The sequence below is a fragment of the Microbacterium oleivorans genome (assembly GCF_001644225.1).
GTDB lineage: Bacteria > Actinomycetota > Actinomycetes > Actinomycetales > Microbacteriaceae > Microbacterium > Microbacterium gawkjiense.
The window spans coordinates 293,874-305,530 of sequence record NZ_LSTV01000005.1; the positions used below are offsets into that span (position 1 = coordinate 293,874).

An 11,657-nucleotide genomic window follows, 5' to 3' on the forward strand; every position below is an offset into this window, starting at 1 on the left:
ATATGCAGGTCCGCTGAGGAGGGGAGGTGCCGAGATGGAACCGTTACGAAACCTGCGGGCGGAAGTTTCGGGCTGCCGTTCGCCGGCGCATGCGTCAGGCGGCCGCAGGTGCCGAACTGTCCCGCACGATCAGACGCGTGGGCAGGTTGATGCGGCGGGAGTCGGCGACTCCGCCTCCCGCGAGGTGCAGCACGATGCGCGCCGCCTCGGCCCCCATGAGGGCGAGCGGCTGGTGCACGGTGGTGAGCTGCGGGCTCATCCACCGCGACAGGGCGATGTCGTCGTAGCCGACCACCGACAGGTCCGTCGGCACGGTGAGCCCGGTCGCCGTGGCGGCGGCGATCACCCCCAGCGCCTGCAGGTCGCTGCCGGCGAAGACGGCGGTGGGTCGGTCCGGCCGCGCGAGGAGCTCACGCGCGTGTCCCTCACCGCCCGCAGGGAGGAAGGTCCCGAAGCGCACCCAGTCGGGGTCCACCGGCAGACGGGCGGCGGCCATCGCGTCGCGGTAGCCCTCGAGACGGGCGACCGAGCACATCATGTCGCGCGGGCCGGTGATCGCGGCGATCCGGCGGTGTCCCAATTCGATGAGGTGGCGCGTGGCCGCGAAGGCGCCGTCGCGGTTCGCCGAGCCCACCGACGGTACCCCCGGTGCGGGATCGCCGGACGGGGCGACGATGGCGAACGGCATCCCTTGCGCACGCAGCTTCTCGCGATGCGCTGCGGAGAGGTCGGCGAACACGAGCACGACGCCCGCCGGACGGCGCTGGAGAACCCCGTCGAGCCAGTCGTCGGCGGGTGAGTGACGGTCGCCGCTCACAGTGAGGATCACGGCGAACCCCGCCTCCTGCGCGGCGCGCTCGACCCCGCGGATGACCTCGAGCGACCAGCCCGCGTCGAGCTCGGAGAAGACCATCTCGATCGTGCGGCTCGGCGAGGTCGCGGGGCGGCGCCGGTAGCCGTGGTGACGCAGCATGGCCTCGAGGCGCGTGCGCATGCCCGCCGAGACGTCGGGTCGACCGTTGAGCACCTTGGACACGGTGGCCTTCGAGACGCCCGCCTCGGCGGCGATCATCGCGAGCGTGACGCGGGGGTGATCGGGCATCGGCTTCCTCACGGCGGCGGGAGATGGCGGACCCGATCATGTCACCTTCCGCGCGCCGGGCATCGGGGGTTGGCGCGCCGCCTCCGATGGGATACGTTGTCGGCAGCAACATTTACCGGCTCGCGAAGGAGCGTCATGCCCACCCCCACCCCCGCAGACAAGTTCAGCTTCGGCCTTTGGACCGTCGGCTACAACGGCACCGACCCCTTCGGCGGACCGACGCGACCCCCGCTCGACACCGTCCACGCCGTCGAGAAGCTTGCTGAGCTCGGCGCCTACGGCCTCACCTTCCACGACGACGACCTGTTCGCCTTCGGGTCGAGCGACGCCGAGCGGCAGCGCGAGATCGACCGCCTCAAGGGCGCCCTCGACGCGACCGGGATGATCGTCCCGATGGTCACGACCAACCTCTTCAGCGCGCCCGTGTTCAAGGACGGCGGCTTCACCGCCAACGACCGCGACGTCCGCCGCTTCGCCCTCCGCAAGGTGTTCCGCCAGCTCGACCTCGGGGCCGAGCTCGGCGCCAAGACCTTCGTCATGTGGGGCGGCCGCGAGGGCGCCGAGTACGATTCCGCGAAGGACATCCGCCAGGCGCTCGAGCGGTACCGCGAGGCCGTCAACCTGCTCGGCGACTATGTCACCGACAAGGGCTACGACATCCGCTTCGCGATCGAGCCGAAGCCGAACGAGCCGCGCGGCGACATCCTGCTGCCGACGCTCGGTCACGCGATCGCCTTCATCGACTCGCTCGAGCGGCCCGAGCTCGTCGGCCTCAACCCCGAGGTCGGTCACGAGCAGATGGCGGGCCTGAACTTCGCCGCCGGCATCGCTCAGGCGCTGTACCACGGCAAGCTCTTCCACATCGACCTCAACGGTCAGCGCGGCATCAAGTACGACCAGGACCTGGTGTTCGGCCACGGCGACCTGCACAACGCGTTCGCGCTCGTCGACCTGCTCGAGAACGGCGGCCCCGGCGGCGTACCCGCCTACGAGGGCCCGCGCCACTTCGACTACAAGCCGAGCCGCACCGAGGACGAGACCGGCGTCTGGGAGTCGGCTGCGGCCAACATGCGCACCTACCAGCTTCTCAAGGAGCGGGCGCAGGCGTTCCGCGCCGACCCCGAGGTGCAGGAGGCCCTCGCGGCCGCCAAGGTCGACGAGCTCGCGACGCCGACCCTGAACCCGGGCGAGACGTACGAGGACTTCCTCGCGGACCGCTCCGCCTACGAGGACTTCGACCCGAGCGTCTACCTCGGCGGCAAGGGCGGCGGCTTCGTCCGCCTGCAGCAGCTGGCGACCGAGCACCTGCTGGGCGCGCGCTGACGTGACGCTCGTCATGGGCGTCGACTCGTCGACGCAGTCCTGCAAGGTCGTCATCGTCGACGCCGCGACCGGGGCGGTCGTCCGCTCCGGTCGCGCGTCGCACCCCGAGGGCACGTCGGTCGATCCCGAGGCGTGGTGGACCGCGCTGCAGAGCGCGATCGCGGATGCCGGAGGCATCGACGACGTCGAGGCGTGGTCGATCGGGGGCCAGCAGCACGGCATGGTCGCGCTCGACGCGGCGGGCACGGTGGTGCGCGACGCGCTGCTGTGGAACGACACGCGCTCGGGGCAGGCGGCATCCGATCTCACGGCCGAGTTCGGCGCCGAGACGCTCGCGCAGCGCACGGGTCTGGTGCCGGTCGCGTCGTTCACGATCACGAAGCTCCGCTGGCTGCGCGACGCCGAGCCCGACAACGCGGCGCGGGTGGCGGCGGTCGCCCTGCCGCACGACTGGCTGACGTGGCGCCTGCGCGGGTTCGGTCCCGAGAATCCGCAGCTCGACGAGCTCGTCACCGACCGCTCGGACGCCTCGGGCACCGGCTACTGGGACCCCGCGTCGGACGGCTACGACCGCGACCTGCTCGCGGCGGCGCTCGGTCACGACGCGGTGCTGCCCCGCGTGCTCGGTCCGCTCGAGTGGGTGACGGATGCCGCCGGCCGCCGCGTCGGGCCGGGTGCGGGCGACAACGCCGGCGCCGCCCTCGGCGTCGGCGCGACGGCGGGCGACGTCGTCGTGTCGATCGGTACGTCGGGCACGGTCTTCGCCGTGAGCGACACCCGGACGATCGACCCGACCGGGACGGCGGCCGGGTTCGCCGATGCGACGGGACGGTTCCTGCCGCTGGTCGCGACCCTGAACGCGGCGCGCGTGCTAGACGCGATCGCGCGTCTGCTCGGCGTCGACCACGACGGTCTCACCGAGCTGGCGGCCGCCGCCGAGCCCGGAGCGGGCGGTGTCGTGCTCGTGCCCTGGTTCGAGGGGGAGCGCACGCCCAACCTGCCCACGGCGCGCGCGTCGCTCGACGGTCTGTCGCTCGACAACACGACGCGGGAGAACCTCGCCCGCGCCGCCGTCGAGGGCATGCTCGCGGGTCTCGCGACGGGGCTCGAGGCGATCCGGAGCCTCGGTGTCGCCACCGAGCGGGTGCTGCTCGTGGGCGGTGCGGCGCGCAACCCCGCCGTCGCCGCCGTCGCGGCTCAGGTGTTCGACGTGCCCGTGGCCGTACCGTCGCCGGGGGAGTACGTCGCCCAGGGCGCGGCGCGCCAGGCGGCCGCCGTGCTCGCCGGGTCGTGGCCGCAGTGGCCGGTCGAGATGGATCGGGATGCGGCATCCGACCCCCGTCCCGAAGTGCGAGAGCGCTACGACCGCGTCGCCGCGCGACGAGCGGCGGAGGTGCGGTGACGGGCCGGCACGCGCTCATCGTCCGCGGCGGCTGGGACGGGCACCATCCCGTCGCGGCGACGGACATGTTCCGCCCGTTCCTCGCCGAGAACGGCTTCGATGTACGCGTCGAGGAGTCCAACGAGGTCTACGCCGATGCCGCCGCGATGGCCGAGACGGATCTCGTCGTTCAGGCGGTGACAATGTCGTCGATCTCGGATGCCGCACTCACGGGCCTGCGCGCCGCGGTCGAGGCGGGCACCGGTCTCGCCGGCTGGCACGGCGGGATCGCGGACTCGTACCGCGGCAGCTCGGACTACCTGCAGCTCGTCGGCGGACAGTTCGCGACCCACCCGGGCCGGCATCCCGACGAACGGCCGGGCGACGAGCGCGACAACTATCTCGACCACACCATCGAGATCACCGACCTCGGGCGGCGTCACGAGATCACGGCCGGGATCGAGGACTTCGTCCTGCACACCGAGCAGTACTGGGTGCTGCACGACGACCTCATCGACGTCCTCGCCACGACGACGCATCCGACGCAGGACTACCACCCGTGGCATCGCCCGATCGTGAGCCCGGCGGTCTGGACCCGCCTCTGGGGCGCCGGTCGCGTCTTCGTCGCCACCCCAGGCCACACCCCCGAGGTGCTGGCCGATCCGCACGTACGCACCATCGTCGAAAGGGGACTGCTGTGGGCGGCCCGCACTCCGTAGGGATCGTCGGTCTCGGCGTCATCTCCCGTCAGTACCTCGACCTGTTCGCCGCGAGCCCGTCGGTGCGGGTCGCCGCGGTGGCGGATCTCGACAGCGAGCGCGCGGCCCAGGTGGCGGCTGCCGTCCCCGGCGCCCGGGCGCTGAGCGTCGATGAGCTCATGGCCGACCCCGAGGTCGAGACGGTGCTGAACCTGACGGTGCCCGCCGCACACGCCGACATCGCCCACGCGGCGATCGCGGCCGGCAAGTCCGTGCACGGCGAGAAGCCGTTGGCCCTGCATGTCGCCGATGGACGGGCGATCCTGGATGCCGCGTCCGCCGCCGGTGTGCGGGTCACCTCGGCCCCCGACACGGTGCTCGGCACCGGCATCCAGACGGCGCGTCGGCTCGTCGACGACGGGGCCATCGGCCGGCCCATGGCGGCCAGCGCGACGTGGGTGTCGCCGGGTCACGAGCTGTGGCACCCCGCGCCGGGGTTCTACTACGCGCCCGGGGGAGGACCGCTCTTCGACATGGGGCCGTACTACCTCACGAGCCTCGTGCACCTGCTCGGACCGATCGTGGCCGTCACGGGTGCTGCGCGGCGCGCACGCGCGGAACGCACCATCGCGACGGGTCCTCGGGCCGGTGAGCGGATCGAGGTCGCGGTCGACACGCACGTCAGCGGGCTCCTCGAGCATGCCGGCGGCGCGGTGTCGACGATCGTGACGAGCTTCGACGCGGTCGCGACGACGTCCCCGCCGATCGAGGTGCACGGCGACCGGGGGTCGCTCGTCGTGCCCGACCCGAACATGTTCGACGGCGAGGTCCGGCTGAACGAGCTGGGCGGCGAGGGGTGGCGTGCGGTCCCCGCCTCGGCCGGCTACGAGGGCTCCGGCCGCGGCATCGGGCTCATCGACGCCGTCGCGGCGGGCGGGCCCGGCCGCGCGAGCGGAGCGCTGGCCCTGCACGTGCTCGACGCGATGGAGAGCCTGCTGCGGTCGTCGGCCGAGGGGCGTCGCGTGACGCTCGACACGGCCGTCGAGAGGCCGCCGCTCGTGCCGTTGACACCCGCCGCACAGTGGTCGCGATAGCCGCACCGACCTGCACTTTCCGCGCGAACTGAACGCCGCCCCGCCGACCGGACGGGGCGGCGTTTTCGTGTGACCGAAATGTGATGTTTGACGCTGCCCCGATCGAGCGTTATCTTCGTATCGAAGCGGTTCGACGGGTGTTCGACGGCGAAAGAGGGAAGCGCTTCGATCACGAAGGAGTGAGATGACCCGGCACATGTCCGAGCGTGCGATTCGGCACCACCGATGACGCAACAGGCGATCGTCACCGAGGCTGCGGCCGCGACGATCGAGGAGAAGGCACCGCACCGGCCCGAGGAGCGGGTCTCGAAGAACCGGCGATCGTTCCGGATGTTCCTGTGCATCGTCCCGTTCCTCGTCCTCGTCTTCCTGTTCTCCTACTTCCCCCTCTACGGGTGGATCTACTCGCTGTACGACTACCGACCGGCCCTCGGGCTCGCGGGCAGCGACTTCGTCGGCCTGCAGTGGTTCCAGCTGCTCGTGGGATCCCCGACCCAGGTCGCCCAGGTCGGGCAGGTCGTCATCAACACGCTGGCGATCAGCTTCCTCGGGATCGCGACGTCGATCCTGCCGCTGGCCTTCGCGATCTTCCTCAACGAGATCAAGGCGCCGTGGTTCCGCAACTCGGTGCAGACGCTGACGACGCTCCCCAACTTCATCTCGTGGGTGCTCGTCTACATGATCGCCTTCTCGCTCTTCTCGAGCTCGGGCCTCGTGAACGGCATCCTGTCGGATGCGGGCCTGATCACGACGCCGGTGAAGTTCCTCGACACCGACCAGAACGTGTGGATCACGATGACGCTCTGGTCGATCTGGAAGGGGCTCGGCTGGGGCGCGATCATCTACCTCGCCGCGATCGCCGGCATCGACCAGTCGCTGTACGAGTCGGCCGAGATCGACGGCGCGGGGCGCTTCCAGAAGATGTGGTACATCACCGTCCCGCAGCTCATGCCGACCTACCTCGTGCTCCTGCTGCTGTCGATTGCGAACCTGCTCAACAACGGGATGGAGCAGTACTTCGTGTTCCAGAACGCCTTCAACAAGGACTACATCCAGGTGCTCGACCTGTACGTCTACAACATCGGCATGACGGGCAACAACCTGTCGATGGCGACGGCGATCGGCATGTTGAAGAGCCTCATCTCCGTCATCCTCCTGTTCACCGTCAACGGGATCGCCAAGCGCGTGCGCGGCGAATCCATCGTCTGAGTCAGGAGCGCACCGTCATGGTCACCACGACTCCCACCCGCCGCGAGATCCGACGGGGCACCGACATATCGGGCCGCTTCGTCTTCGCGATCGTCAACTACGGCGTCTTCCTCGCGCTCGCCTTCGTCTGCGCCTACCCGTTCTACTACCTGATCATCAACTCGATCAGCTCGAACGACCTCGCCGCTCTCGGACAGATCCGGTGGCTGCCCAGCGGCATCCACTTCTCCAACTACGAGCAGGTCTTCCAGCTCGGCGGGCTCACGCAGGCCGCGATCGTCTCGGTCGGTCGAACCGTCATCGGCACCGTCGCGGCGGTGCTCGCCTCCGCGTTCCTCGGCTTCATGTTCACGCAGACCCGCATGTGGGGCCGCAAGTTCTGGTACCGCTTCGTCATCATCACGATGTACTTCAGCGCTGGCCTCATCCCGGTGTTCATCATCGTCCGCAACCTCGGACTGACGAACAACTTCTGGGTCTACGTCCTGCCGTTCGTCGTGCAGCCGTTCTTCATCATCCTCGTGAAGACCTACGTCGAGGCGATGCCGAGCGAGCTGCAGGAGGCGGCCGAGATGGACGGGGCGAACATCCTGCAGATCTTCTTCCGGATCTACCTGCCCAACATGACGCCGATCCTCGCGACCGTGGCGATCTTCTCGGCGGTGGCGCAGTGGAACAGCTTCCAGGACACCCTCATCTACATCACCGACCAGAGTCTCTACACCCTGCAGTACCTGCTCTACATGTTCATCAACCAGGCGAACAGCCTGGCCCTGGCCATGCAGAACGGCGGCAACCTCACCTCTATCGTCGACGCGGCCACGAGCCAGACCCCGACGTCGATCCGGATGACGATCTCGGTGATCGTCATCCTGCCGATCATCTTCGTCTACCCGCTGTTCCAGCGCTTCTTCGTCAAGGGCATCATGCTCGGCGCGGTCAAGGGCTGAATCGACCGATCCCGGTCACACCACCGAGAGGAAAGCAATGAAGCTATCACGCAAGGCCATCGGCGCTGTCGCCGCTCTGGCGACGGTCGGGCTGCTGAGCGCCTGCACCGGCCCCGCCGCGAATCAGGAGCGCGAGGCCATCTCCGAGTTCCCCGACAAATGGGACAAGCCGATCACGATCGACGTGTTCGACGGGCTCGCCAACTACATGGGCATGCAGGAGGGCTGGTTCGGCAAGCTCGTCGAGGACAAGTTCAACATGAAGCTCAACATCATCGCCCCGAACGTCGCGGGCGGCGGTGACACGCTCTTCAACACGCGTGTGACGGCGGGTGACCTCGGCGACCTGATCATCACCGACAAGGGCCAGCGCCTCGAGGAGCTCGCCGAGGGCGGTCTGCTGCTGGACTCCGAGAGCTTCTATCCGGCGATGAAGAACGTCGGCCGCTTCGACGCCGCCGTCGACCGAATCAACGAGGACCTGGGTGCCACGTACGCCTTCCCCTCGCAGGTGTCCTCGCTCAAGCCGACCGAGCCCTCCGAGGGGCTCGACCCGACCTTCGGCCCCTACCTGCGCTGGGACCTCTACAAAGAGGTCGGCTACCCCGAGATCGGCACGCTCGAGGACCTCCTGCCGGTGCTCAAGAAGATGCAGGATGCCGAGCCCACCGCCCCGAACGGACAGAAGACCTACGCGGTCTCGCTGTTCAAGGACTGGGACGGCAACATGCTGAACAACGCCAAGCAGCCCACCACGTACTACGGCTTCGACGAGGTCGGCTTCGCCCTCGCGAAGGGCGACGGCTCGGAGTACCAGGGCATCCTCGACGACGACGGCCAGTACGTCCGTGCGTTGCGCTTCTTCTATGAGGCGAACCAGCTCGGCATCCTCGACCCCGACTCGACGACGCAGAACTACGACACCCTGTGGACGAAGTACCAGAACGGGCAGGTCCTGTATTCGTTCTGGCCCTGGCTCGGTCAGGCGGCCTACAACACGGACGCCAATGTCGAAGAGGGTCGCGGCTTCATGATGGCGCCGATGGACGACATGAACATCTTCTCGTACGGGGCTGAGGCGTACGGCGGCAAGCAGGTGTTCGCGATCGGCTCGAAGGCCGAGGACCCCGAGCGCATCGCCGCGTTCATCGACTGGCTGTTCTCGCCCGAGGGTGCGCTCGCCAACAACAGCCAGACGCAGGGTGCGGCCGGTCCCGAGGGGCTCACGTGGGAGGTCAACGCGGATGGTGAGCCGGAGCTGAACGAACTCGGCCACAAGGTGTTCTTCGAAGGTGACGCCGAGGTCCCGGCCGAGTGGGGCGGCGGCAGCTACATCGACGGCGCGTCACAGCTGAACATCAGCGCGGTCCTGCCGATCGACACCGACCCGAACACCGGATTCCCGTACAGCTACAAGCTGTGGCCGACGTATCAGGCCGAGACGAGCAACCCGGTGACCGACGACTGGTCGGCCAAGATGGGTGCCACGACGACGATGGACTACCTGCGCGAGAACGACCAGCTGCTGGTCGGACCCGGCGCGAGCTACACCCCGGAGGCTGATTCGTCGGAGATCGAGACGCTCCGCAATCAGGCCAAGGCGGCAATCGTGCAGACCTCGTGGCAGATGGTGTTCGCCGAGAACGACGCGCAGTTCGACTCGCTGTTCGCCTCGCTGCAGGAGACCGCGAAGGGCCTCGGCTACGACAAGGTCCTCGAGGTCGACATGAGCCGGGCTGAAGAGCAGGATGCCGCGCGCAAGGCCGTCGCTGCGGAGTTCGGCGGCTGACCCAGCCCCGCAGTGACGAAGGGTCCCGTCGGATGATCCGGCGGGGCCCTTCGCTATGCGGAGGGCGCCTCCTGTGGACACGGATCGGTCGATGAGACACGTCTTGTGAGCTCCGCGCCGTCGAGCGTGGTGCAAGACTCTGTATCTCGCACCAGTGCTCGAGGAGGACCGATGAACAAGGGCCTAGTGATTCAGGTCACCGTTCTCATGCCGCTGGTGGTCGCGGTGACCATCTTCTCCGCGCTCGGCTGGTGGATCCCTGCGGGAATCGCGATCGTGGGCGCAGCTGTCGCTGTCGTCTGGATACGTCGAGCCGTCGAGAACAGGAAGATCGATGAGGTCCTCGCCGCTGATGCGGGGTCAGGTGATCCTCGGCCTCGCGGCACGAGCGACGAACCGCACGCCAGCATGCCCGAACCTGGCTCCAAGGGGGACCACGAGGGCTCGTAGCGACCCTCGGGATTCAAGCCACCGGCGGCCTGTCTGACATCGCTCCCGTGTGCGGCGGTCCGTCAGGCGGCGGTGCCGGAGCGGCGCCGATGGATGCTGCGGAACAGGAACGCGCAGCCGTAGGCGCCGACGGAGAAGCCGATCGTCGCGACGAGGAAGATCGTCGGCGGGAAGACGATCACGAGGCACAGCACGGTGACCGGGATGACGAGCAGCACGAGGGTGCGCAGGGGCTCTGCCGCGGGCAGCAGGAGTGCGTTCTTGAGCGTCTGGCGGAACGGCGCCCGGTACGAGGCGACGAGTGCCATCGCGTGCAGGAACGCAGCGATCGCGTAGGCCGCAGCCGCGAAGCCCAGCACCGCGAGACCCGTGAACAGCGGCTCGGGCGAGGACAGCCAGAACACGCCGCTGAAGGCCAGCGCGACGGCGACCGACAGCAGGATGAGGGTGAGCCCGGTCGCGGCGAGGAAGTTCCGGCCGAAGGCGGGGAGGAAGTCGCGCACGGGGCGGCCGCTCTCCTCGTCCGAGTAGCGTCGGGTCACCTCGAACAGCGCGCTCGTGGCGGCGCCGATCGTCACGATCGGGACGCAGCACACGAGGAACAGGATGTTGAGGGCGACGAACTCGAGGAAGCTCGTCAGGCCCTGGACCGCGCGGTTCTCCGGATCGATCCGCATCCGTCAGCCTGTCGGATCGGCGAAACGCGGGGCGATCAGTTCGGCCCCCGGTCCGCGAGTGCCGCCGATGGCGTCGAGCAACGCCCGGGCGCCCCGCGCGCCGAGGGTCTCGGCCGGCAGGTCGATGACGTCCGAGACGCCCGGCACGTGCAGCGCGAGTTCGGCGGGGCTCAGCGCGAGGATCTCAACGGGGCCCGTGTCCGCCGCTCCCATGAGGCGGGCGGCGATGAAGGGGAGCGCGGCCTCGTTGTGGACGAACAGCGCCGTCGTATCGGGGGACTCCGCGAGCACGGCGTCGACGACCTCGGTCGCACCCGGCCCCGACGGGCACGGCAGGGCGCGCGCGGTGAGGCCGGCCGCCTCGCTCGCAGCGAGGAACCCGCGCATGAGGCGGTCGGAGTACGACGTGTGCCGGGCCTGCACCTGCGGCGGGGCGCCGAGGAGGGCGACGGACTGATGGCCGCGCTCGGCGAGCCGCTGGGCGGCCAGTCGGCCGGCGGCCTCGAAGTCGAAGTCGACGCAGACGAGGTCGTCGGCGGCATCCGGCAGTCCGATGAGCACGGCCGGGATGCTGAGCTCGGCCAGCGCACCGACGCGCGGGTCGCTCGTCTCGACGTCGAGGATGAGGACGCCGTCGACCATGCCCGCCCGCGCAGCGCGTTCCACCCCCGCGGCGTCGTCGCTGGTCAGCAGGAGGATGTCGTGGTGATGCGCGCGCGCCTCTTTGAGGGCGCCGGCGACGATCTGCATGACGACGTGCACGTCGACGCCTGCGCGGATCGGCGCCTGCAGACCGAGGACGCTCGTGGAACGCGAGGCGAGCGATCGGGCGCTGGCCTGCGGGCTGTAGGAGAGATCGGCCATCGCCCGCTCGACGCGCTCGCGCGTCTCCTGCGAGATGGTCCGTTTGCCGCTCATCACGTAGGACACCGTCGAGATCGAGACCCCCGCGGCCTGCGCCACGTCCGCGATCGTGGTCATGGA

General features: G+C 69.2%; 11 protein-coding genes. 8 read left to right on the plus strand and 3 right to left on the minus strand.

The window, feature by feature from the left end; translation table 11 throughout:
• Positions 1–94 precede the first annotated feature (94 nt).
• Complete coding sequence (locus AYL44_RS13000) at positions 95–1,102, minus strand: LacI family DNA-binding transcriptional regulator (RefSeq protein WP_064003703.1); 1,008 nt, start codon at positions 1,100–1,102, stop codon at positions 95–97.
• A gap of 135 nt (positions 1,103–1,237) precedes the next feature.
• On the opposite strand from AYL44_RS13000, the gene xylA reads away from it, so the two are divergent.
• The 8 genes from xylA to AYL44_RS13040 all read left to right on the plus strand — a co-directional run bounded on the left by xylA (position 1,238) and on the right by AYL44_RS13040 (position 9,996).
• Positions 1,238–2,425 (plus strand): xylose isomerase, encoded by a 1,188-nt coding sequence (gene xylA, locus AYL44_RS13005; RefSeq protein ID WP_064003704.1) that lies wholly within the window; start codon positions 1,238–1,240, stop codon positions 2,423–2,425.
• A 1-nt stretch (position 2,426) separates the two neighbouring features.
• Entirely contained in the window at positions 2,427–3,827 is a 1,401-nt protein-coding gene (gene xylB, locus AYL44_RS13010; protein ID WP_197471657.1) for a xylulokinase, read from the plus strand.
• Positions 3,824–4,525 carry a ThuA domain-containing protein gene (locus tag AYL44_RS13015; protein WP_064003705.1) on the plus strand — a complete coding sequence of 234 codons (702 nt, stop codon included), beginning with the start codon at positions 3,824–3,826 and terminating at the stop codon, positions 4,523–4,525. The genes xylB and AYL44_RS13015 overlap by 4 nt, the downstream gene beginning before the upstream one ends.
• Positions 4,504–5,598, plus strand: a complete 1,095-nt coding sequence (locus AYL44_RS13020; protein WP_064003706.1) for a Gfo/Idh/MocA family protein — start codon at positions 4,504–4,506, stop codon at positions 5,596–5,598. The genes AYL44_RS13015 and AYL44_RS13020 overlap by 22 nt, the downstream gene beginning before the upstream one ends.
• 225 nt (positions 5,599–5,823) lie before the next feature.
• Positions 5,824–6,807 carry an ABC transporter permease gene (locus tag AYL44_RS13025; RefSeq protein WP_064003707.1) on the plus strand — a complete coding sequence of 328 codons (984 nt, stop codon included), beginning with the start codon at positions 5,824–5,826 and terminating at the stop codon, positions 6,805–6,807.
• Between the two features lie 17 nt (positions 6,808–6,824).
• Positions 6,825–7,757, plus strand: a complete 933-nt coding sequence (locus AYL44_RS13030; protein WP_064003708.1) for a carbohydrate ABC transporter permease — start codon at positions 6,825–6,827, stop codon at positions 7,755–7,757.
• 37 nt (positions 7,758–7,794) lie between these two features.
• A complete protein-coding gene (locus tag AYL44_RS13035) occupies positions 7,795–9,546 on the plus strand; it encodes an extracellular solute-binding protein (RefSeq protein WP_064003709.1) in 1,752 nt (583 codons plus the stop codon).
• A 171-nt stretch (positions 9,547–9,717) separates the two neighbouring features.
• Entirely contained in the window at positions 9,718–9,996 is a 279-nt protein-coding gene (locus AYL44_RS13040; protein WP_064003710.1) for a hypothetical protein, read from the plus strand.
• Between the two features lie 62 nt (positions 9,997–10,058).
• On the opposite strand, the gene AYL44_RS13045 is transcribed toward AYL44_RS13040, so the two are convergent.
• The gene (locus tag AYL44_RS13045) at positions 10,059–10,673 is read right to left on the minus strand and encodes a YesL family protein (RefSeq protein WP_064003711.1); all 615 of its coding nucleotides are present in this window, start codon (positions 10,671–10,673) and stop codon (positions 10,059–10,061) included.
• 3 nt (positions 10,674–10,676) lie between these two features.
• Positions 10,677–11,654 carry a LacI family DNA-binding transcriptional regulator gene (locus AYL44_RS13050; RefSeq protein WP_064003712.1) on the minus strand — a complete coding sequence of 326 codons (978 nt, stop codon included), beginning with the start codon at positions 11,652–11,654 and terminating at the stop codon, positions 10,677–10,679.
• Between the last annotated feature and the right edge of the window lie 3 nt (positions 11,655–11,657).